The organism is Brevundimonas sp. UBA7664 (assembly GCF_002483305.1).
Lineage (GTDB): Bacteria > Pseudomonadota > Alphaproteobacteria > Caulobacterales > Caulobacteraceae > Brevundimonas.
The window spans coordinates 25,148-45,394 of the sequence record NZ_DLHQ01000014.1; the positions used below are offsets into that span (position 1 = coordinate 25,148).

A 20,247-nucleotide genomic window follows, 5' to 3' on the forward strand; every position below is an offset into this window, starting at 1 on the left:
ATATGCGTCCGGCCGACCCTTCCGGAGCCCCCGCATGTCCTACGTCGCCCGCGACGACCGCCCCGCCGACAAGGCTGCCCGCTATGCCGAGGTCGAGGCCGAAATCCTGGCCGTGCTGGAGGGCGAGCCCAATCGCACGGCCCGCATGGCCACCGTCGCCTCCATGCTGGCCGACGCCTTTCCGGTCTTCTTCTGGACCGGCTTCTACGTCGTCGACCCGGACAAGGCCGACGAACTGGTGGTCGGCCCCTATCAGGGCACCCTTGGCTGTCTGAGAATCGCCTTCGGCCGCGGCGTCTGCGGCGCGGCGGCGCGGGATCGGGCGACGCAGATCGTCGACGACGTCCACGCCTTCCCCGGCCACATCGCCTGCGACAGCCGTTCGGCCAGCGAGATCGTCGTGCCGGTGTTGGACGCCTCGGGCGCCCTGATCGCCGTCTTCGACGTCGACGCGACCGAGACGTCCGCTTTTGACGCAGTGGACGCCCATGCTCTCGAAGGGCTGATGGCCAGGGTCTTCGGCTGAGCGGAGCGGACGGAGTGGACGCTTCGGACGGTGTTTTTCCTTCGGCGCGGTCCGTGGCATTGGACGCTTCGGACTGTGATTTCTTGGAGCTGCGAAATGTCTGATCGGGTGATCGCCGTCACCGGGGGCCACGGCGCCCTCGGCCGCGCCGTGGTCGAGGCGGCCCTCGCCGACGGGCTCCGGGTCGCGGTGATCGACCACGCCGCCGGCCAGTCCGTCCCCGACGGCGTACTGGAGCTCGGCGGCGTCGACCTGACCGACCCCGCCTCGGCGGCCAGGGCCATCGACGCCGTCGCCGCGCATTTCGGCCGCCTCGACGCCCTGCTCAACATCGCCGGCGGCTTCGTCTGGCAGACCGTCGACGACGCCGAACCCGCCTGGGCGAAGATGTTCGCCCTCAATGTCACCACCGCCCTCAACGCCAGCCGCGCCGCCCTGCCCCATCTGAAGCGCTCCGACGAGGGCCGGATCGTCAATGTCGGGGCCAATGGCGCGCTCAAGGCCGCCGCCGGCATGGGCGCCTACGCCGCCTCCAAGGCCGGGGTCCACCGCCTCACCGAAAGCCTGGCCGAAGAGCTCAAGGACACGTCGGTGACCGTCAACGCCGTCCTGCCCTCGATCCTCGACACCGCCCAGAACCGCAAGGACATGCCCGACGCCGACCCAGCCAAATGGGTCGCCCCCGCCGATCTCGCCCGCGTCATGCTGTTCCTCGCCTCGCCGGACAGCCGGGCCGTCACCGGCGCCCTGATCCCGGTCACCGGCCGCGTCTGATGCAGCTCACCCGCTCGGTCCTCTATCTGCCCGCCAGCAATCCGCGCGCGATCGAGAAGGCGCGCGGCCTGAGCGCCGACGCCGTGATCCTCGACCTCGAGGACGCCGTCGCCCCGGACGCCAAGGCCGGGGCGCGACGGGCCGCTGTCGACGCCCTTTCGGCGGGCGGATTCGGCGGCCGGGTCGGGGTCCGGATCAACGGCCTCGACACGCCGTGGGGCGCGGATGACCTGACCGCCCTCTGCGTCCACAAACCCGACTTCGTGGTCGCCCCCAAGATCGAAAGCCCCGAGGCCGTGCGCGCGGTCGCCGCCCGTCTCCCGGCCGGCGCGGATCTCTGGATCATGATCGAGACCCCGCTGTCGGTGCTGCGGCTGGACGCCATCGCCGGGGCCGGCGCCCCGCTCGCCGCCCTGATGCTGGGGATCAACGACTTCGGCGAGCGGATGAACCTCGTCCTCGGCCCCGACCGCGACCCGCTGAAGCCCTGGCTGGCCGCCGTCGTCGCGGCCGCCCGCGGCCACGGCCTGCTGGCCATCGACGGCGTGGTCAATGCGGTCGACGACGCCGACCGGCTCCAGGCCGAATGCCGGCAGGGCCGCGCCTTCGGCTTCGACGGCAAGAGCCTGATCCACCCGGCCCAGATCGACGCCGCCAACGCCGCCTTCAGCCCCTCGCCCGAAGAGGTGGCGAAAGCCCGCGAAGTCGTCGCCGCCTTCGCCTCCGCCGACGCCGAGGGCAAGGGCGCGATCCGCGTCGGCTACCGCATGGTCGAACGCCTCCACCTCGACGCCGCCCACCGCCTGCTGGCACGGCATGAGGCGGCCTCGACGCGGCCCCCGGTCCCGCCTATCTAGTCCGTCCAGAAACACAACCCGGCCCTCAAGCAGCGAGGCGCCGGCCGTCATCCCGGCGAAGGCCGGGAGCCGAGCGTTAGGGCCTCCCTTATGACCAATGCCGTTATCGCCGCCACCGGCCTGTTCACCCCCGAACAGTCGATCTCCAACGCCGAGCTGGTCGCCGCCTACAATGCCTATGCCGAGCAGTTCAACGCCGACCACGCCGCGGAAATCCTCGAGGGCGACGTCGCCGAACTGACCCCCTCCTCGGTCGAGTTCATCGAGAAGGCCTCGGGCATCAAGAGCCGCTTCGTGCTCGACAAGGCCGGGGTTCTCGACCCCGCCCGCATGGCGCCGAACATCCCCGAGCGCGCCGACGACGAGCTGTCGATCATGGCCGAGATGGCCGTCGCCGCCGCGCGCGAGGCCATCGCCGCCTGGGGCAAGCCGGTCAGCGAGATCGGCGCCGTCCTGTGCGCCGCGTCCAACATGCCCCGCCCCTATCCGGCCCTGTCGATCGAGGTGCAGCAGGCCCTGGGCATCGACGGCTTCGCCTTCGACATGAATGTGGCCTGCAGCTCCGCCACCTTCGGCATCAAGACCGCCGCCGACTTCATCGCCTCGGGTTCGGTCAAGGCTGTGCTGATGGTCAATCCCGAGGTCTGCTCGGCCCATCTGAACTTCAAGGACCGCGACAGCCATTTCATCTTCGGCGACGTCGCCACCGCCGTCATCGTCGAGGCCTCGGACCAGGCCGGACCCGGCGGCTGGGACATCCTCGGCACGCGGCTGAAGACGGTCTTCTCCAACAACATCCGCAACAATTTCGGCTTCCTCAACAACGCCGCGCCGGAAGGCATCGGCGCGGCCGACAAGCTGTTCGTCCAGCAGGGTCGCAAGGTGTTCAAGGACGTGGTGCCGATGGTCTCCGAGATGATCGTCGCCCACGCCGCCGACCTCGGCGTCGATCCCACGACCCTGAAGCGGATGTGGCTGCACCAGGCCAACATCAACATGAACCAGTTCATCGGCCGCAAGGTGCTGGGCCGTGAGCCGACGCCCGAGGAGAACGTCATCATCCTCGACGAATACGCCAACACCTCCTCGGCCGGGTCGATCATCGCCTTCCACCTGCGCCAGCAGGACATGGCGGCGGGTGATGTCGGCCTGATCTGCAGCTTCGGCGCCGGCTATTCGGCCGGGACGGTCTTCGTCAGGAAGCGGGCCGGCTGACCCGCGCCAGCCAGCCGCGATAGCGCACCAGCCGCCCGATCAGCGGCAGGGAAATCTCGACGTCGAAGACGAACCGGCCTTCGGCGTCGACCTCTTCATGCGCCCGCGTCGACGGCCCGAGCGCGCGCGGCAGGGGGACCGGCCCCAGCCGCCAGCCCTCGACGCGATAGACCAGCCGCCCGCCCTCCGGGGTCAGCGACAGGTCCATGCTGACCGGCCCGAACCGCTCCCGCACCCGCCCGCCGCCCGGGTGGGACAGGACGCTGGCGAAGCGATGGCCGCCGATCCGCCGCCGCCACACCGACCGCTCGCCGTCGGCCTCGATCGCCACCTCGGCCGCGCAGGCCGCCTGCGCCTTGGGAAAGCCCACGATCCCGGCGACCAGCGCCGCCAGCGGCCCTGACGCGCCCTCGGTCATCGCCTCGCCCCGCCACAGCGACCGGCCCGGCGTCTCATGCAGTTCGCGGATCGCCGCCGGCAGGGCGTCGAACGCCGGTCCGATGGCCCGCGCATGGATCGCGCCGCGCTCCACCGCCGTCTCCGTGGCCAGCCCGTGCGGCGCCATCTCGGCGACGATGTCCTCCAGCGTCAGCACCCCGACACACGGCCCCGCCCCCGGCGCGACCCGCCCCGCCGCGATCACCCGGATCGCCGACAGCGCCGGCAGGCTCGGCGTCACCGGCCCCTCGCCCGGCTCGGCGACCAGCCGCCAGACCGCCCGCGTCGCCCGGCCCTCGCCGTCCACGCCCCAGGCCTCGACCCGCATCGCGCCCCGGTCCGAGCCGACCACCGACGCCCAGCCGGACACCCGGATCAGCCATCCCGCCAGAGGCACCGGATCGAACCGGAACCGCCGCACCGCCAGCCCCAGACCCCAGGCCCCGACATGCGCCGGCCACGGCTCCAGCCCGGCCAGGAACAGGGCCCGCCCGCGCGGCGCGAAGCGGGCCGGAAACAGGTCGAGGTCCGGCGTCTCGCACAGCGACACCCGGCGTCGCCCCGCCGCCCCGAAGTCGCGGCGATACAGCCCGCTCCAGCCCGGCCGCACGGTCCACGCCTCGCCCTCGAACACCCGCACCGGCCGCCCCAGCCACGACAGGATGGCCCGCATCACCGACAGCCCGCGCGGCGCCCGCGCCCCCGGCGAGATCGCCGCCTCGACCGAAACCACCTCGCGCCACCCCTCCGTCAGCCGGTCCAGCACGGCGTTCGACAGGGCCGGCGTCGAGCTGCACCCGGTGAGCGCCACGACGCCCGCCGCCCGCGCCGCCGCGTCCAGCGCCGGAAAGGCCGCCACGAAATCGCGCCCGTCGGCCAGGTCGACATAGGACAGTCCCGCCGCGATCGCCGCCCGCGCCGTCGTCGGCTCGGCCCCCTGGAACGGCCCGGCGGCGTCGGCCACGATCGTCGCGCCCGTCGCCTTCAGATCGCCGGGCGTCAGGGTCGCGGTGTCCAGCGTGGCGATCTCAATCCGGCGGTCAGGAAACGCCGCCCGCAGCCGTGCGGCCACGCGCTCCGCCCGCGCCCGGTCCCGCCCCGCCACGACCACCTCGAAACCGTGGCGCAACAGGCCCTCGCACAGCCGCGACCCGAACACCCCGCCCGCGCCGATGACCAGCACCCGCCTCATGGGATGAAGCGCGCCCGGTCTTCCGCCGAGGGGACCATGCAGGCCTCCGTCCGCCCGAAGATGGCGTACCGGTTCCGGGCGATCAGGTCATAGACCGGGTCCCGCAAGACGCGCGGCACAGCCTTCAGCCACCCCAGCGGCCGCGTCGCCGCCAACTGGCCCAGCACGGTCAACGCCGCGTCCGACTTGAAGAAGATGCGTCCGCCCCTCACCACCGCATTGGTCTGCGGCGCCTCGGGATCGATGCCGTACCGCGCCGCCAACGTCCGGCCCGTGTCCGACTGGATGGCCACGAAGCGGAACCGCCGCGCCGGATCGCGGTCGATCACGAACCGCACCCAGCGCGAGCAGAACACGCACACCCCGTCGAACAGGATCAGACCGTCGGGCTCATCAGGGGCGGGCTGTGGCGACCAGCGGCTCATGGCCGGACAGTGGGATGGTTGGCGCGCAGGAGCAACGCGGCAATCCGACATTCCTCCCCTTCAGGGGAGGACTGGGCCTACCCCGCCGCCACCGCCTCGATCTCGACCAGCCAGGCCTCGTCGAAAATCCCCGTCACGATCACCGTCAGCGCCGGCTGCCGCCCCGCCAGCCGGCGCAGCCGCACCGCGCGGTTCTCCAGCGCATACGACCGGTCCGACAGGAAGGTCGTGACCTTGACGAGGTTGTCGAGCGTCATCCCGGCGGCGGCCAGCTGGGTCTCGATATTCGACCACACCTGTTCGCACTGACCGGTGAAATCGGCCGCCAGCGAGCCGTCCGGCGCCACCGGGATCTGGCCCGACAGATAGAGCCAGCGGGTCGGCGAGACGACCTCGACGGCCTGCGGATACGACCCCTCGACCGGCGGCGAGCCGTCGCCGGTCAGGGGCCGTATCGTCGCGGTCAATGGCGGGCGGCGTCCGAGCGGGCGCGGACCACGGCGAACTCCGAGCTCGGCTTCCACGTCGGCCACTCCTCGCCATTGGCCAGCTGGCTGCCCAGCTGGACCAGCAGGTTCAGGTTCTCGACCGCCGAGCGGAAGTCCAGTTCAGGCGACCATTCGTCCGACGCCTTGTGATAGTCGGCGGTGAATTTGGCCGTGTACTCCGGCTGGCCGACGGCGACCCCGCCCTCGACCAGATCGACGCCGTGCCACGGCATCAGGGCCGGCACGCCGGCACGGGCGAAGGGAAAGTGGTCCGAGCGGTAGTAATAGCCCTGCTCCGGCTCACGATCGTCGGTGACATAGCGCCCTTCGGCCTGGGCCAGGACCTCGAGCCGGTCCTCGAGGTCGTTCTGGCCCTTGCCGAAGATGGCCAGGTCCCGGGTCGGGGCCGACAGCGGCAGCATGTCGATGTTGATATCCGCGACCGTGGTCTCCAGCGGATAGACCGGGTCGGCGGCGTAGGCATAGGAGCCGAGCAGGCCCATTTCCTCGGCCGCCATGTGGGCGAAGACCACCGTGCGCTCGGGCCGCGGCGCGGCGGCGAACTGGCGGGCCACCTCGACGACGCCAACCGTGCCCGAGGCGTTGTCCCAGGCGCCGTTCCAGATCTTGTCGTCGCCGGGGGCGGTCGGATGCTGGGCCTCGCCGCCGACGTGATCCCAGTGGGCCGAATAGATGATCGTCTCGTTGGGCCGTTCCGTGCCGGTGATCTTGGCCAGGAGATTGTGGGTGGTGAAGGAGTCGATCGTCTCCTCGGCGGCGACCGACATCGTCACCCCGGTCAGCTCGCGGGCCTTGAACTGGCCCGAGGCGATGTCGCCGAACGACTCCATGCCCAGGCCGGCCGCGGCCGCCATCGCCATGGCGGCCTCGTGGTTCATTACGGCGCCGAATTCCAGGTCCGCGGCGCCCGGCGTCAGGGTGCGCTGGCGGTTTCCGCCCGCGGCGGCCCGCTGCCAGGTGTTGGCGTCGGCCCACAGGGTGATCACCCCCGCGGCCCCGCGGCGGAAGGCCTCGTCCGCCTTGTAGGCGCTTGATTGGTAGGTGGTGGCGTATTCGCCGTTGAACAGGTCGCCGTCGGGCTCGCCCGGCACGACGACCACGACCTTGCCGCGCACGTCGAGGTCGCCGTAGTCGTCCCAGTTCCGCTCGGGGGCGTAGATGCCGTGGCCGGCGAAGACGACCGGGGCGCCGGCGATGGAGGCCCGGCCGTCATTGGCGACGGCGCGGATGACGATGTCGGTCCCGGCGACCAGCGGATGCTCAACGCCGTCGGGGCCGGTCCAGCTGGCGCTGGCGGCGCCGGCGACCGGCGTATAGCGCTTCAGCTCGACGGCCTGGGTCCACTGGCCGTTCGGGCCGCCCGGCTCGATGCCCATTTCCTCGTACTGGGCCTGCAGCCAGGCCAGGGTCATGCGCTCGCCCTCGGTGCCGGGATAGCGACCCTGGTAGGCGTCGGCGCTGATTTCGCGGATGCCGTCGCTGAGGCGCTGGCCCGACACGTCCTGGGCCGAAGCCATGCCGGCGGCCAGCAGCACGGCGGCGACGGCGACGCCGCCCATCATTTTGCGAAACATAGGTGAGGCTCCATCCCCGGATTGATGGCGCGCACTGTAGGGCGGTCCCGCCGGACCGCGTGTTAAGTTTTGGTCATGTGGAGACTAGCGGCGCTGGCTCGCACTGCTCGCCCGCGCCGGACCGAACTCCGAGCCCGGCATCCATTCCGGCCAGTCGCGGCTGTTCGCCAGATCACGGCCGATCGCATAGATCATCTCCAGATCCTCGACCTGACCGCGCAGGTCCCAGTCGGGCGACCATTCGTCATCGGCCTGGTGATAGCGACGCGCGCCGTATTCGGAACGGGCCGCGTTCCGCTCGGCGACCGGTTCGTCGCGGAAGGCCCCGCCGCCGTCGGCATAGGCCATCGGCACGCCGCGCTTGGCGAGCGGGAAATGGTCCGAGCGGAAATAGCTGCCCGAGGCGGGATTGGCGTCGGGCCTGGCCATCCGGCCCTGACGGGCGGCCTCCGCCGTGATCCGCGCGTCGAGGTTCGACTGTCCCGAGCCGATGATGTCGACGTCGGTCACGCGGCCGTAGACGTTCATGGCGTCGATGTTGAAACCGGCGACGGTGGTGGCCAGCGGATAGATCGGGTTGGCGGCGTAGAATTCCGACCCCAGCAGGCCGCTCTCCTCCGCCGTGAAGCTGATCATCACCACCGACCGCCCGGGCCGCGGTCCCGCGCCCCAGACGCGGGCCATCTCCAGCAGGCCGGCGGTGCCGGTGGCGTTGTCGACGGCGCCGTTGAAGATGGTGTCGCCGTTGGCGTCAGGCTCGCCGACCCCGATGTGATCCCAGTGGCCGGTATAGAGGATGGTTTCGTCCGGGTGGGTCGCGCCCGGCAGACGGGCGATGACATTGTGCGTGGTGACCCGGCTCGTCGAGACGTCGAAGGCGCCGCTGAAGCTGGCGCCGGGCAGCGGCACGGGCCGGAAGTCGCGGCTCCGCGCGCTGACCTTCAGCGCCTCGAAGTCGAGACCGGCGCGGCGGAACAGGTCCACCGCCACGTCGCGCTGCATCCACGCCTCAACCGGAATACGTTCGGCCGCGGCGTTCTCGCGGACGATGTCGAACTGCGGCGTCGACCAGCTGTTCTGCACCGTCGCCCAGCCATAGGAGGCCGGTGCGGTCTCGTGCACGACGATGACCCCGGCGGCGCCCTGTCGGGCCGCCTCCTCATACTTGTAGGTCCAGCGCCCGTAATAGGTCATCGCCCGGCCGTTGAAGGTGTCCAGCGACGGATCCTCGAAGTCGGCGTCATTGACCAGCACGACCAGGATCTTGCCGCGCATGTCGACGCCCTTGAAGTCGTCCCAGTTCCGTTCGGGCGCCGTGATACCGTAGCCGACGAAGACCAGCGGCGCGTTGGTCAGGTCGACGCGCGTCCCGGGCAGGCGGGTCGAGATGACCACCTCCTGGCCCTGGGTCAGGGGGATGGTCTCGCCGCCGACCTTGAAGCTCGCGCGGATGTTCGAGGCCGTGAACCGGCTCAGCTCGACCGCCTGGGTCCAGCCGCCGTTCGTCCCGCCGGGCTCGAAGCCCGCCGCGGCGTACTGCTCGCTCAGATAGCGGATGGTCATCTCCTCGGCCGGCGTGGCGATGCCGCGGCCCTGGAAACTGTCGTCGGACAGGATGCGGGCGTGTTCCGACAGGCGCGCGGCGTCGAACGCGGCGGCGGCCGGCGGCGCGACGGCGCCGCCTTCCATGGTGGCGCAGGCGGAGATCAGGGCGCCGGCGGCGAGCACGGCGGCGGTCGAAAACAGACGCATGGACGGAAACACCCTCAGCCGGAAACAGGGCCCGGACGTTAGGGCGCCGCCTTGCGCCTGTCGATGCGACCCCGGGTCAGGGCAGGACGGGATCGGCCGCCAGCCAGTCGCTGTCGCCGCGACGGCGCAGGCGCAGTTCGATCACCCTCATCGGGTCCCGGCCCGGCATGACGAAGTCGCCGGTCTCGACCCATTCGCCGTCCCTGAAGGTGGTGACATAGCGCACCTCGCCGCCCCGGGCGGGCGTCGACCAGCGAAAGCCGTCGTCCGTGGCCTCCAGCGGAAAATCCCCTGCCTGACCGTTGGCGTAGGACCGCATCATGTAACGGTCGGTCTCTTCGTCCCACGAGACCACGGCGAAGGCGTTGAATCCCGCCGAGCCGTCCGCATTGGCGCTACGTCCCTCGATCACCTTGATCGAGCCGCCCAGCATCGGGCCGATGCGTTCGGTGTGGGGATGGGTCATCCCCTGACCCGGGCCCATCGACACGGTGGCCTCGCCGACCCACTCGCCGTCCATCCATGACAGACGCTCCATGGCGGCCCGCTGCTCGGCGGTGCCGACCGGATACACGGCCTGGGACGACGCCGTCGTCGCGACGACGAAACTGGCGGCGAGCGCCATCAGGGAAACGCGAAAACCGGACTGCATGACCATCCTCCACCTCTTCACTTTGTTTCATAAAGCACTTTTTGCATGGCGGCAAGCGGGCATGAAAAACCCGCCGGCGCTGCGGCGCCGGCGGGTCTGACTTTCGGGTATTGCCGGCAGGCCTAGTGGGCCACGCCGTTCCAGATCCGGCGGTAGCTGACATAGGTCACCCCCGCGAAGATGAAGAGGAAGATCAGCACGCCCAGACCGGTCTGTTTGCGCTGGATCTGCTTCGGATCCGAGGCCCAGGCGATATAGGCGGCCACGTCCTTGGCCATCTGGTCGACCGAGGCGACGGTGTCGTCGTCATAGGTCACCTGACCGTCGGCCAGCGGGTTCGGCATGGCGATGAAGCCGCCCGGCGGCACATGGGCGCCCTCGGGCATGAAGGGCGTCAGGTCACCCGCCATATATTCGTTGTAGTACTGGCCGGGACGGATCTGCAGGCCCTGCGGCACAGCCGCATAGCCGGTGAGCAGCGAATAGATGTAGTTGGCGCCGTCGTGGCGCGCCTTGGCCATGACCGACAGGTCGGGCGGGGCCGCCCCGCCGTTGGCAGCGGCCGCGGCCGTGGCGTTCGGATAGGGACTGGGGAAGCGGTCGGCGGCAGTGCCGTCGCGCATCACCGGCTCGCCGGTCTCGGTGTCGATGTCCGCGATCTGCGTTTCCTTGGCCAGGGCCTTGACGAAGCGGTTCTCGGCCGGATTGGCCTGGTGCGGGTCATAGAAGGGCCCGCCCGGCTCGGCCAGGGTGCGGAAATGCATCAGCTCCATGCCGTGGCACGAGGCGCAGACCTCGCGGTACACCTTGTAGCCGCGCTGCAGCTGGGCCTGGTCGAAGCTGCCGAACGGCCCCTCGAAGCTGAAGCCGCCGCTGCGCAGCGCATGCGCCCCGCCCTCGGCCAGCGCCGGCTGGGCCGCGAAGGTCAGGCCGGCGGCGGCGGCGATCAGGACCAGGGTCTTCTTCATGGCGCGGATATTCATCTGGAGGGTCATGGTCGCGCTCAGCCCTTCATCTCGGCGTCGCCACCGGACAGGACCGGCTCGGAGATCGTCGCCGGGATCGGCAGCGGCGTCTCGCGCAGGCCCACCAGGGGCATGATGATGAGGAAGAAGGCGAAATAGTAGGCCGTGGCGAACCGGGTCAGCCAGAGATAGCTGTTCAGATCCCCGTCGATCAGGATGAAGGTCTTGAAGTCCCCGATCACCGGCGCGTCCGGCAGCTGCGCCCCGCACCAGCCCAGGATCAGGCCGACGAGCACGAAGATGATGAAGAAGGCGCGCATGGTCGGCCGGTAGCGCATCGAGCGCACCTTGGACGTATCCAGCCACGGCAGGACGAACAGCACGCCGATGGCGCCGAACATCGCCACCACGCCGCCGAACTTGTCCGGGATGGCGCGCAGGATGGCGTAGAACGGCAGCATGTACCACTCGGGCACGATGTGCGCCGGCGTCACCAGCGGATTGGCCGGAATGTAGTTGTCGGCGTGGCCCAGGGCGTTCGGCATGAAGAAGACGAACAGGGCGAACAGCATCAGGAACAGGATGATGGCGAAGCCGTCCTTGACCGTGAAATACGGGTGGAACGGCAGGGTGTCCTTCTTCTCCCGGTCCTTCGGGATCAGGATGCCGACCGGATTGTTCTGACCGGCGGCGTGCAGCGCCCAGAGGTGCAGCACCACGCAGCCGGCGATGACGAACGGCAGCAGATAGTGCAGCGAGAAGAAGCGGTTCAGCGTGGCGTTGTCGATCGCCGGGCCGCCGCGCAGCCAGATCAGGACCGGCTCGCCGATGACCGGGATGGCCCCGATCAGATTGGTGATCACCTCGGCGCCCCAGTAGGACATCTGGCCCCACGGCAGGACGTAGCCCAGGAAGGCGGTGGCGATCATCAGGAAGAAGATCAGGCAGCCGATGATCCAGATCATCTCGCGCGGCGCCTTGTACGAGCCGTAGTACAGCCCGCGCAGCATGTGCAGATAGACCGCGATGAAGAACATCGAGGCCCCGTTGGCGTGGGTGTAGCGGATGATGTCGCCGCCGTTGACGTCGCGCATGATCCGCTCGACCGAGGCGAAGGCCATCTCGGTGTTGGGCACATAGTGCATGGCCAGGATCACGCCGGTGGCGATCTGGATGACCAGGCAGAGAGCCAGGATGCCGCCGAAGGTCCACCAGTAGTTGAGGTTCCTGGGGGTCGGCAGGGCCATATAGTCAGCGCCGAAGCGGACGATCGGCAGACGGGTGTCGAGCCATTTCTCGATGCCGGTCTTGGGGACGTAGGTGGATTCGTGATCGCTCATCGGTCTCGCCCTCAGCCGATCTTGATGCGGGTGTCGGAGAGGAACTCATACTCCGGCACGACGAGGTTCAGGGGCGCGGGGCCCTTACGGATGCGGCCCGAGGCGTCGTAGTGCGACCCGTGGCAGGGGCAGAACCAGCCGCCGAAATCGCCCGTGCCGAAGGTCGGGATACAGCCCAGGTGGGTGCAGTTGCCCAGCACGACCAGATACGGCTCGTGACCGGCCTTGGTCCGCTCGGCGTCCGTCTGCGGCTCCTTCAGGTCGCGCGCATTGTTGTCGGCGATGACCCGCTGCAGCTCGGCCGGGGTGCGATAGCGCACGAACACCGGCTTGCCCTGCCATTTGATCACGACCTGCTGGCCCTCCTGGACCTTGGTCATGTCGAATTCGATCGACGCCAGCGCCAGTGTGTCGGCGGCCGGGTTCATCGAATTGATCAACGGCCAGGCCATCATGGCTCCGGCCCCCACAGCGGCCGCGCCGGCCGCGATATGGATAAAATCTCTGCGGTTGGGATCCGGGTTGTGCGGATCGCCCTGGTCTTCAGCCACCGATTCGTTCTCCTGAGACGCTGACGACACGGCCCTTGGCCCCGCCGCTGCAACGCTGCCGTTCTTTAGCGGCTTCCCGCGAAACTCGCCCGGCCCGGCTTTGCGGCCCATCGCCGCAAGTCGCGCTGTCCACTTGAGAAACAGTCGCAATTCGAACCGCGACAAGCCTCCGGGCCGCGCGTATGAGGGCCTTAGAATGCGTCTCGCCCTTTTTCAACCGGCCATTCCCCAGAACGTCGGCGCCTGCATCAGATTGAGCGCCTGTTTCGGGGTGGAATTGCACATTATCGAGCCCGCCGGCTTCCGTTTCGACGACCGGGCGATGAAGCGCGCCGCACTGGATTACGGCCCGCTGGGCCATATGACGCGGCACGCCGACTGGTCCGCCTTCCAGCGCGATCGCGGCCCCGGCCGGCTGATCCTGTTCACGACGAAGGGCGCGACGCCTTTGAACGAATTCGTCTTCGCGCCGGATGATGTCCTGCTGTTCGGCAGCGAACCGTCGGGCGCGCCGGACTTCGTGCACGACGCCGCCGACGCCCGCGTGGTGATTCCCATCCAGCCCGGAGCGCGTTCGCTGAACCTGTCGGTCAGCGCCGGGATCGCCTTGTGGGAGGGGTTGCGGCAATCCTGATCCTTCTCCCGTTGGGAGAAGGTGGCCCGCAGGGCCGGATGAGGGTCGGCGGGTTCAGTCGGCGTAAGCCGCCGCTCCGGTCGTGTCACGGCTTCGCCGACGGCCGCTGATCGACCCTCACCCTTTCGCCTTGCCGATCGCTACGCTCCCGGAGGCTCAAGCCCTCTCCCAAGGGGAGAGGGTTACTCCGGCGCCCCCGCCGCCGGCAGTTGCGCCAGGCCCGGCCGCGCCCCGCGCTTGCTCGCCGCCACCGCCTCCACCGCGCGCATCACCCGCAGCGCATTCTCGCCCGCCAGCTTGCGGATATCCGCCTCGCTCCAGCCGTTCGCCATCAGGGCCGCCAGCAGCCGGGGATAGGCGTCCACCCCTTCCAGCCCGACCGGCAGGGCGTCGACCCCGTCGAAATCGCCGCCGAGGCCGACGTGATCGATCCCCGCCACGTCGCGCACATGCTGGATGTGGGCGACCACATCGGCGATCGTCGCCGTCGGGATCGGGTGCGCCGCCATCCACGCCGTCATGCCGGCCGTCACCGCGCCCGGATCGCCGGGGTTCAGCGACGCCAGTCGCGCGGCCTCGGCCGATCGGTCGGCGCTCCACGCCCGCACCGTCTCGGAGACAAAGCCTGGCACGAAGGTGACCATCACCACCCCGCCGTCCTCGGCCATCAGCCGCAGCACGCTGTCGGGCACATTACGCGGATGGTCGGTCACGCCCCGGGCCGAGGAATGGGAGAAGATCACCGGCGCGTCCGACACCCGCATGGCGTCCAGCATGGTCTCTTCCGAGACATGGCTCAGGTCGACCATCATCCCCAGCCGGTTCATCTCGCGCACCACATCCTCGCCGAACGGCGACAGTCCGCCCCATTTCGGCGCGTCGGTGGCGCTGTCGGCCCAGGTGGTGGTGCGGGAGTGGGTCAGGGTGATGTAGCGGGCCCCGGAGTCGTAGAACTCGCGCAGCAGGCCCAGCGAATCATCGATCGAATAGCCGCCCTCCATCCCGATCAGGCTGGCGATCTTTCCCCGCCGGTGGATGCGCTCGATGTCGGCGGCGGTGGTCGCGATCTCGAAGACCCCGGGATGGGCGGCGACGATCCGCTTGACCGTGTCGATCTGCTCGAAGGTCGCCACCGCCGCATCGGGCGGGCTCATCGAGGCGGGCACATAGACCGACCAGAACTGCGCGCCCACGCCGCCAGCGCGCAGCCGCGGGATGTCGGTGTGCAACCGGGTCGAGTCGTCCAGATTGGCCGTCAGGTCGACGGCATGGGGATCGTTGCCGTGGTTCTGGCGCAGAGCCCAGGGCAGGTCGTTGTGACCGTCGATCAGCGGCGTCCGCTCCAGGATCCGCCGCGCCCGCGCCTCGCCGGGATCCGCCGCCTGCGCCAGCACGGGCCCCGCCATCAATACGGCGGCGACGGAGGACAGAAGGACGGTGCGGATCATGGCGGGCTCCCGGATGGCGATGGCGGACAGTGCCAGAGGAGGCGGCGAAGGCAAGCGGCGGCTGACGACCAAGCCTTCTCCCTCCCCTGCCCCTGGGGAGGGAGACCGCGCCACTCTTCTCCCGTCCGGCCAGACCACTTACAGGAGGCCCATGATCACCGCCAACGACCTGTCCCTCGATCAACAGAAGACCGAAGCTCGCGCCTGGTTCGAGACCCTGCGCGACCGCATCCATGCCGCCTTCGAGGCCCTCGAGGACGAAGCCGCCGCCGACCTCTTCCCCGGCGAACCGGGCCGCTTCGTGCGGACGCCCTGGGAGCGGCCGGAGGGCGGCGGCGGCGTCATGGGCATGATGCATGGCCGGCTGTTCGAAAAGGTCGGGGTCCACGTCTCGACCGTGCACGGGACCTTCCCGGCCGACTATGCCAAGGGCGTCCCCGGCGCCGCCGACGATCCCCGCTTCTTCGCCACCGGCATCAGCCTGATCGCCCATCCGGTCAGCCCGCGCGTCCCGGCCGTGCATATGAACACCCGCTTCATCGCCACCACGAAAAGCTGGTTCGGCGGCGGCGGCGACCTGACGCCCGTGCTCGACGTCGACCGCCGCCCGGACGCCCCCGACACCCTCGCCTTCCACGCCGCCATGAAGGCCGCCTGCGACGCCCACGACCCCGCCTGGCATGCGAAGTTCAAGGCCTGGTGTGACGAGTATTTCTGGCTGCCCCACCGCAACGAGCCGCGCGGCACCGGCGGCATCTTCTACGACCACCACGACAGCGGCGACCGGGCCCGCGACTTCGCCTTCACCCGCGACGTCGGCGTGAATTTCCTCGACGTCTATACGCGGATCGTGCGCGGTCGCATGGGCGAACCATGGACCGCCGAAGAGCGCGAGGAACAGCTGATCCGCCGCGGCCGCTATGTCGAGTTCAACCTGCTCTACGACCGCGGCACCATGTTCGGCCTCAAGACCGGTGGCAATGTCGAGTCGATCCTCAGCTCGATGCCGCCCGTGGTGAAGTGGCCCTAGGGCTGGTCGGTGCTCTGGGGCCTGTCCTCCGACCGGGATCGATGCGCGAAATCCGCAGTGGCCCACATGATCACGCAGGCAATCACAACAGCCGGCAGGAACAGCAACATCGCCCCGAGCGGGAGCAACGGCCCGGGCCCCGCCGTGGCGACTGCACCGACCATGTAGATCGTCGTGACGACAGCCGCCACGCTGACGCCTGCAAAGCCGCCGGGCAGTCGTGTTCGATACGGCGACACCGCGAGGGAAACCGCCACTACGACCGCAGCGAAGAGCAGCGCCGCATCACCGTAGTCCCAAGGATTGAAGAGCCAGGTCACGAACGTCACATCGGTCCTTCCCGTCTCCAAATTGCGCTAGCGCCGCAGAAAGTTGCAAATCCACCCGCCCACTATCGCCCGATCATCCGGCGCCTTCAGACTGTCGACCGCCCGCGCGACCAGCGCCGGATCGATCCGGTCATGCCGCCCCGCCGTCAGCTCGGTCGTGAAGGCCGGCGTGAACTCCGGATGGGGCTGGAAGCTGATCGCGTCCTCGCCCCAGGCCAGACCCGCGAACGGCGTGAAATCGCTGCGCAACAGCACACGCGCGTCGTCCGGCTTCTCGACCACCTGATCCTGATGCGAGGCCGGAATGGCGACCGCCGACGCCGCCGGCGTCATCCACGGTTCGGGCGACGCGACCTGATAGCGGTGCAGGCCCACGCCCCAGCCCCGGTCCGACTTCTCGACCCGTCCACCCAGCGCCTGGGCCATCGCCTGATGACCGAAACAGACCCCGACCAGCCGCGTCCGGCCCTTCGCCGCGCGGATCCAGTCCAGCAGGTCGCCGATCCATGCCTCCGTCTCATACACCCCCGCCGCCGAGCCGGTGATGATCGCCGCGTCGAAGGCCATCGGGTCCGGCCACTGTCCGGCCTGGACATCGAACGTCTCGAAAGCGAACCCCTCGCCCAACAGGTCGCGGAACATGGCCGGATAGTCGCCGTGTTGGGCGGCCAGCGCCGGCGGCGGCGCGCCGGTCTCCAGGATGGCGATTCGGGTCATTCGGGGCTCCTCGTCCGGTGGATATGGGTGATCGCGCAAGACGGCGGAAGGGCGATCCGCTATGGGGCGCGCCATGACCGAAGCAGCCGCCGATCCCGTCGTCCTGATCAACGTCTATCGCTGCCAGCCCGAGCGGCAGGACGCGCTCATGGATCTGCTGGCCGTCATGGTCCGGACCCAGCGCGAGGCCGATGGCTTCATCTCGGCGACCCTGCACCGGGGCCTCAACGGCAAGGTGGCGGCGGTCCACGCCGTCTGGCGGTCCCGCGAGGACTGGAAGGCCATGGCCCGCAGCGCCGCCACCAACGCCGCCATGGAGCCGATCATGGCCATCGCCACCTTCGAACCGCACCTCTACGAGGCCGGCGAGGTCATCGAGTAACGGCTCAGCCCGTAAACCAGACCTCGGAACGCGCGCCCTCGCCGCCCAAGGTCGCCGCCACCCAGCCACAGACCTCGTTCGCCGCCGCCTCGGCCCCCGGCGGCGGGTTCAGCACCACCACCGCGCAACCGTTCATCTTCATCGGGTCGCTCAACGTCCGCAGCCGCGCCTCGGCGACCAGCGCCCGCTTGATCCCGGCCTTGTCGAGCCGGCGCAGGAAGCCGTCGAAGGTCTCCATGTCCTTCAGGGGCGTCCAGATCGCCACCATCGCCCGCGGATCGGCCCGGGCGATGGCGGCGGCCGTATCGGCGGCGCGATGGTAGTCGTCCGGCTGTTCAAACGGCGGATCGATCAGGACGAAGGCGCCCGTCGCCTCCGCCGCCCAGGTCAGCGCCTGGTCATAGCCGTCCCCGCCCTGGGCCATGGCCTGCGGAAACGCCTCCAGCGCCTCGGTCAGCAGATCGAGCACCGGCGGATGCAGTTCGAACCCGACATAGCGGTCGTCTTCGCCGAGCCGCCCGGCGATCAGCAGCGGCGACCCCGGATAGAGGCGCGCCCCGCCCTCCGGATTGAGCCGCCCCACCTCGGCCGCCAGCGCCTCGATCAGCGGCGGCCGGTCTCCGGCCGCCATCAACCGCGCGATCCCCGCCTCCGCCTCCTTCGACCGCGCGGCGTCTCCCGTCAGGTCGTAGAGCCCGGCCCCGGCGTGGGTGTCGATGACACTGACCGGCCCCTGCGCCCGCCGCCGCTCCAGCAGCCAGAGCAGCAGCGCATGTTTGACGATGTCGGCGAAGTTTCCGGCGTGAAAGCTGTGGCGATAGTTCATCGCCCTGCCCTCCCGCGACCCGGCTCTCCGGTCAAGGGGAACCGGCGGTCCCCGGTCAACGTTGGCGCTCCGCAAATCCGCAAGAGGCTGACATGGCGTCGAATTCATCCCGGGGACGACGCTGATGTCCCACGACGCCCTCGAGGTCGCGAGCCGGGCCGAAGTCCCCCATGGCCTGACATATTGCAGCGACGCACATCCGGGCCTGACGCGCACGCCGTCCGGCAAGGGCTTCGCCTACCACGACGCCCAGGGCCGGCTCATCCGCGACCGCAAGGTGCTGGATCGCATACGGGCGCTGGCCATACCGCCCGCCTGGACCGACGTCTGGATCTGCCCCCGCGCCACCGGCCATATCCAGGCCACCGGCCGGGATATGAAGGGCCGCAAACAGTATCGCTATCACGACGGCTGGAGCCGTCACGCTTCGCAGAGCAAGTTCGAACGCCTGCCGGAGTTCGCCCGGGCCTTGCCGAAGCTGCGCAAACGGGTCGAGGCCGATCTGAACCGGCGCGGCGTCTCGCGCGACAAGGTCATCGCCACCGCCGTCCGGCTGCTCGAGATCACCCTGATCCGCGTCGGCAACGCCCAGTATGCGAAGCAGAACCGGTCCTACGGCCTGACCACCCTGAACAAGCGTCACCTCGACCTGACCGGAACCGCCCTGACCTTCGCCTTCAAGGGCAAGAGCGGGATCGAGCACGAGGTCCGGGTGCGCGACCGGCGGCTGGCCACGGTGGTCCGCTCCCTGCGCGACCTGCCGGGCCAGCAGCTGTTCAAATACCGGGACGCCGGCGGCGCCCTCTGCCCCATCACCTCGGACGATGTGAACGCCTATATCCGCGAGGCCATGGGCGAGGGCTTCTCGGCCAAGGATTTTCGCACCTGGGCCGGGACCGTCTCGGCCGCGCGAGCCCTGCGCGAGGCGGAGCCGCCGGCCTCCCCGACCGAGGCGAAGCGGCGGATCACCGTCTGCGTGAAGGCGGTGGCCGGCTTGCTGGGCAATACGCCGACGGTGTGCCGATCGTCCTATGTACATCCGGCGGTGTTCGATCTGTACGAGAGCGGGCGCTTGGCCGAGCGCCTCCCGGGCCCGGCGGCCGCAAGCTTCGAACGCGCCCTGGGCAAGGCCTTGTCGGCCTGACTCCGGCGCCGGACCGGCCGCCTTGCGCGCCCGGTTTGCGCCCCGGAACTGAATCGGATGTAACTTGATCCTTGGGGAGAACGGCGGTTTACGACCGCCCTTCGTTGGAGGGACCAGAATGTTCGTATCGAATAATTTCCTACGCCTGGGCGCACTGTCCGCCCTTGTCGGCATGGCGCTGGGCGTCTGGATGGGCGCCAATCAGGACTTCGTGCTGAGGCCGGTTCACGCCCACATCAATCTGCTCGGCTTCGCCTCGATGATGCTGTTCGGCCTGTTCTACCGCGCCTTCCCCGCCGTCGCCCGGGGCTGGCTGCCGATGACCCATTTCGTCCTGTCGGTCCTCGGCTTCCTGATCCTCATGCCCTCCCTGACCCTGATGCTGTTGCAGCGGCCCCTGTTCCTGCCGGGGATGATCGCCTCGGAGATCATGCTGGTGGCGTCGATGGCGGTGTTCGTGATCATCGTCTTCAAGGCGACGATGGCGAAGGACGCGGCCGCCTGATTCGTCAGGCCGTCGCCCAGTAGCCGCGACTGCGGGCGCTGACCGGCGCCTGCGTCGCCTCGACCCGGGCGAGGATGAAGGCATGGAAGGCGTCCGCCTCGGCGTCGCCGACCAGCAGCCGCAGCGAGCGGATGATCCGGGTGATGCGCCGATGGTTATGGTCGTTGGGCATCAGCCATTCGTGGGTCGCCTGGTAGAAGGCGGCCATGCGATCGGTGCCGGCGGCCAGGGCGATCGGCGCCAGTTCCGAGACACGAATGGCCTGGATGTCCTGCGGCGTCAGCACCGGCGAATCCGGTATGGCCGCCGAAGGCTCCGGCAGGGGAAACAGCCACTGGATGAAATCGTGGGTCCGCTCGATCGCCACGTCGTTCATCGAAATGATGTCGAACACGGAGCGGCCGCGCGCGTCCGTGCCCTCGCCCTCCAGAAACATCACGATGGGACGGGCGACCATGGCGG

At 69.5% G+C, this 20,247-nt stretch carries 23 protein-coding genes; 9 read left to right on the forward strand and 14 right to left on the reverse strand.

The genetic code is table 11. The features are described 5' to 3' along the window. Positions 1–34: 34 nt before the first annotated feature. From B2742_RS02300 to B2742_RS02315, 4 genes are all read left to right on the forward strand, one after another. On the forward strand, positions 35–526 hold the full coding sequence (locus B2742_RS02300) for a GAF domain-containing protein (RefSeq protein ID WP_292062464.1): 492 nt from the start codon (positions 35–37) through the stop codon (positions 524–526). Positions 527–622: 96 nt separating this feature from the next. Further along, positions 623–1,300: an SDR family NAD(P)-dependent oxidoreductase gene (locus B2742_RS02305; protein WP_292062467.1), complete on the forward strand. Its 678-nt coding sequence runs from the start codon at positions 623–625 to the stop codon at positions 1,298–1,300. Continuing rightward, positions 1,300–2,157 (forward strand): HpcH/HpaI aldolase/citrate lyase family protein, encoded by an 858-nt coding sequence (locus B2742_RS02310; protein WP_292062470.1) that lies wholly within the window; start codon positions 1,300–1,302, stop codon positions 2,155–2,157. The genes B2742_RS02305 and B2742_RS02310 overlap by 1 nt, the downstream gene beginning before the upstream one ends. Positions 2,158–2,247: 90 nt before the next feature. Then, complete coding sequence (locus B2742_RS02315; RefSeq protein WP_292062472.1) at positions 2,248–3,372, forward strand: beta-ketoacyl-ACP synthase III; 1,125 nt, start codon at positions 2,248–2,250, stop codon at positions 3,370–3,372. Here B2742_RS02315 and B2742_RS02320 read toward each other — a convergent pair. The 9 genes from B2742_RS02320 to petA form a co-directional block, all read right to left on the reverse strand. Further along, on the reverse strand, positions 3,353–5,002 hold the full coding sequence (locus tag B2742_RS02320; RefSeq protein WP_292062474.1) for an SDR family oxidoreductase: 1,650 nt from the start codon (positions 5,000–5,002) through the stop codon (positions 3,353–3,355). The genes B2742_RS02315 and B2742_RS02320 overlap by 20 nt on opposite strands. After that, positions 4,999–5,427, reverse strand: coding sequence for a thiol-disulfide oxidoreductase DCC family protein (locus B2742_RS02325; RefSeq protein ID WP_292062476.1), 429 nt, complete (start codon positions 5,425–5,427; stop codon positions 4,999–5,001). Before B2742_RS02325 ends, B2742_RS02320 begins: the two co-directional genes overlap by 4 nt. A 77-nt stretch (positions 5,428–5,504) precedes the next feature. Then, entirely contained in the window at positions 5,505–5,894 is a 390-nt protein-coding gene (locus B2742_RS02330; RefSeq protein WP_292062479.1) for a RidA family protein, read from the reverse strand. Continuing rightward, entirely contained in the window at positions 5,891–7,510 is a 1,620-nt protein-coding gene (locus B2742_RS02335) for a M28 family peptidase (RefSeq protein WP_292062481.1), read from the reverse strand. The genes B2742_RS02330 and B2742_RS02335 overlap by 4 nt, the downstream gene beginning before the upstream one ends. 84 nt (positions 7,511–7,594) lie before the next feature. After that, positions 7,595–9,262: a M28 family metallopeptidase gene (locus tag B2742_RS02340; protein ID WP_292062488.1), complete on the reverse strand. Its 1,668-nt coding sequence runs from the start codon at positions 9,260–9,262 to the stop codon at positions 7,595–7,597. Between the two features lie 76 nt (positions 9,263–9,338). After that, the gene (locus B2742_RS02345) at positions 9,339–9,914 is read right to left on the reverse strand and encodes a DUF1579 domain-containing protein (RefSeq protein WP_292062489.1); all 576 of its coding nucleotides are present in this window, start codon (positions 9,912–9,914) and stop codon (positions 9,339–9,341) included. A 122-nt stretch (positions 9,915–10,036) separates the two neighbouring features. Further along, positions 10,037–10,909, reverse strand: coding sequence for a cytochrome c1 (locus tag B2742_RS02350; RefSeq protein ID WP_414633034.1), 873 nt, complete (start codon positions 10,907–10,909; stop codon positions 10,037–10,039). 8 nt (positions 10,910–10,917) lie between these two features. Further along, entirely contained in the window at positions 10,918–12,219 is a 1,302-nt protein-coding gene (locus tag B2742_RS02355; protein WP_292062491.1) for a cytochrome b, read from the reverse strand. Between the two features lie 11 nt (positions 12,220–12,230). Beyond that, positions 12,231–12,770 carry a ubiquinol-cytochrome c reductase iron-sulfur subunit gene (petA, locus tag B2742_RS02360; protein WP_292062494.1) on the reverse strand — a complete coding sequence of 180 codons (540 nt, stop codon included), beginning with the start codon at positions 12,768–12,770 and terminating at the stop codon, positions 12,231–12,233. Between the two features lie 196 nt (positions 12,771–12,966). Between petA and B2742_RS02365 the strand changes: the two genes are divergently transcribed. Next, positions 12,967–13,404 carry a tRNA (cytidine(34)-2'-O)-methyltransferase gene (locus B2742_RS02365; protein ID WP_292062496.1) on the forward strand — a complete coding sequence of 146 codons (438 nt, stop codon included), beginning with the start codon at positions 12,967–12,969 and terminating at the stop codon, positions 13,402–13,404. 182 nt (positions 13,405–13,586) lie between these two features. Here B2742_RS02365 and B2742_RS02370 read toward each other — a convergent pair whose 3' ends face one another. Next, positions 13,587–14,852 carry a dipeptidase gene (locus tag B2742_RS02370; protein ID WP_292062499.1) on the reverse strand — a complete coding sequence of 422 codons (1,266 nt, stop codon included), beginning with the start codon at positions 14,850–14,852 and terminating at the stop codon, positions 13,587–13,589. Positions 14,853–15,003: 151 nt separating this feature from the next. Here B2742_RS02370 and hemF point away from each other — a divergent pair, with 151 nt between their 5' ends. Then, positions 15,004–15,882, forward strand: a complete 879-nt coding sequence (gene hemF / locus B2742_RS02375; protein WP_292062502.1) for an oxygen-dependent coproporphyrinogen oxidase — start codon at positions 15,004–15,006, stop codon at positions 15,880–15,882. Here hemF and B2742_RS02380 read toward each other — a convergent pair. Together B2742_RS02380 and B2742_RS02385 are read right to left on the reverse strand one after the other, a co-directional pair. Continuing rightward, on the reverse strand, positions 15,879–16,211 hold the full coding sequence (locus B2742_RS02380; RefSeq protein WP_292062504.1) for a hypothetical protein: 333 nt from the start codon (positions 16,209–16,211) through the stop codon (positions 15,879–15,881). The two genes, hemF and B2742_RS02380, sit on opposite strands and share 4 nt — an antisense overlap. Before the next feature lie 27 nt (positions 16,212–16,238). Then, a complete protein-coding gene (locus B2742_RS02385) occupies positions 16,239–16,928 on the reverse strand; it encodes a glutamine amidotransferase-related protein (RefSeq protein ID WP_292062506.1) in 690 nt (229 codons plus the stop codon). Between the two features lie 73 nt (positions 16,929–17,001). Here B2742_RS02385 and B2742_RS02390 point away from each other — a divergent pair, with 73 nt between their 5' ends. Continuing rightward, positions 17,002–17,310: an antibiotic biosynthesis monooxygenase family protein gene (locus B2742_RS02390; protein WP_292062511.1), complete on the forward strand. Its 309-nt coding sequence runs from the start codon at positions 17,002–17,004 to the stop codon at positions 17,308–17,310. A 4-nt stretch (positions 17,311–17,314) separates the two neighbouring features. On the opposite strand, the gene rlmJ is transcribed toward B2742_RS02390, so the two are convergent. Next, positions 17,315–18,136 (reverse strand): 23S rRNA (adenine(2030)-N(6))-methyltransferase RlmJ, encoded by an 822-nt coding sequence (rlmJ, locus tag B2742_RS02395; RefSeq protein WP_292062513.1) that lies wholly within the window; start codon positions 18,134–18,136, stop codon positions 17,315–17,317. A 124-nt stretch (positions 18,137–18,260) separates the two neighbouring features. On the opposite strand from rlmJ, the gene B2742_RS02400 reads away from it, so the two are divergent. Further along, positions 18,261–19,280, forward strand: coding sequence for a DNA topoisomerase IB (locus B2742_RS02400; protein WP_292062515.1), 1,020 nt, complete (start codon positions 18,261–18,263; stop codon positions 19,278–19,280). Positions 19,281–19,398: 118 nt separating this feature from the next. Next, complete coding sequence (locus B2742_RS02405) at positions 19,399–19,785, forward strand: hypothetical protein (protein WP_292062518.1); 387 nt, start codon at positions 19,399–19,401, stop codon at positions 19,783–19,785. Between the two features lie 4 nt (positions 19,786–19,789). Here B2742_RS02405 and B2742_RS02410 read toward each other — a convergent pair whose 3' ends face one another. After that, complete coding sequence (locus B2742_RS02410) at positions 19,790–20,242, reverse strand: opioid growth factor receptor-related protein (RefSeq protein ID WP_292062522.1); 453 nt, start codon at positions 20,240–20,242, stop codon at positions 19,790–19,792. Positions 20,243–20,247 lie beyond the last annotated feature (5 nt).

Coding starts and splice junctions, on each gene's coding strand:
- B2742_RS02300 (WP_292062464.1), top strand. CDS start 35: ATGTCCTACGTCGCCCGCGACGACCGCCCCGCCGACAAGGCTGCCCGC.
- B2742_RS02305 (WP_292062467.1), top strand. CDS start 623: ATGTCTGATCGGGTGATCGCCGTCACCGGGGGCCACGGCGCCCTCGGC.
- B2742_RS02310 (WP_292062470.1), top strand. CDS start 1,300: ATGCAGCTCACCCGCTCGGTCCTCTATCTGCCCGCCAGCAATCCGCGC.
- B2742_RS02315 (WP_292062472.1), top strand. CDS start 2,248: ATGACCAATGCCGTTATCGCCGCCACCGGCCTGTTCACCCCCGAACAG.
- B2742_RS02320 (WP_292062474.1), bottom strand. CDS start 5,002: ATGAGGCGGGTGCTGGTCATCGGCGCGGGCGGGGTGTTCGGGTCGCGG.
- B2742_RS02325 (WP_292062476.1), bottom strand. CDS start 5,427: ATGAGCCGCTGGTCGCCACAGCCCGCCCCTGATGAGCCCGACGGTCTG.
- B2742_RS02335 (WP_292062481.1), bottom strand. CDS start 7,510: ATGTTTCGCAAAATGATGGGCGGCGTCGCCGTCGCCGCCGTGCTGCTG.
- B2742_RS02340 (WP_292062488.1), bottom strand. CDS start 9,262: ATGCGTCTGTTTTCGACCGCCGCCGTGCTCGCCGCCGGCGCCCTGATC.
- B2742_RS02345 (WP_292062489.1), bottom strand. CDS start 9,914: ATGCAGTCCGGTTTTCGCGTTTCCCTGATGGCGCTCGCCGCCAGTTTC.
- B2742_RS02350 (WP_414633034.1), bottom strand. CDS start 10,909: ATGACCCTCCAGATGAATATCCGCGCCATGAAGAAGACCCTGGTCCTG.
- B2742_RS02355 (WP_292062491.1), bottom strand. CDS start 12,219: ATGAGCGATCACGAATCCACCTACGTCCCCAAGACCGGCATCGAGAAA.
- B2742_RS02365 (WP_292062496.1), top strand. CDS start 12,967: ATGCGTCTCGCCCTTTTTCAACCGGCCATTCCCCAGAACGTCGGCGCC.
- B2742_RS02370 (WP_292062499.1), bottom strand. CDS start 14,852: ATGATCCGCACCGTCCTTCTGTCCTCCGTCGCCGCCGTATTGATGGCG.
- hemF (WP_292062502.1), top strand. CDS start 15,004: ATGATCACCGCCAACGACCTGTCCCTCGATCAACAGAAGACCGAAGCT.
- B2742_RS02385 (WP_292062506.1), bottom strand. CDS start 16,928: ATGACCCGAATCGCCATCCTGGAGACCGGCGCGCCGCCGCCGGCGCTG.
- B2742_RS02390 (WP_292062511.1), top strand. CDS start 17,002: ATGACCGAAGCAGCCGCCGATCCCGTCGTCCTGATCAACGTCTATCGC.
- rlmJ (WP_292062513.1), bottom strand. CDS start 18,136: ATGAACTATCGCCACAGCTTTCACGCCGGAAACTTCGCCGACATCGTC.
- B2742_RS02400 (WP_292062515.1), top strand. CDS start 18,261: ATGTCCCACGACGCCCTCGAGGTCGCGAGCCGGGCCGAAGTCCCCCAT.
- B2742_RS02405 (WP_292062518.1), top strand. CDS start 19,399: ATGTTCGTATCGAATAATTTCCTACGCCTGGGCGCACTGTCCGCCCTT.
- B2742_RS02410 (WP_292062522.1), bottom strand. CDS start 20,242: ATGGTCGCCCGTCCCATCGTGATGTTTCTGGAGGGCGAGGGCACGGAC.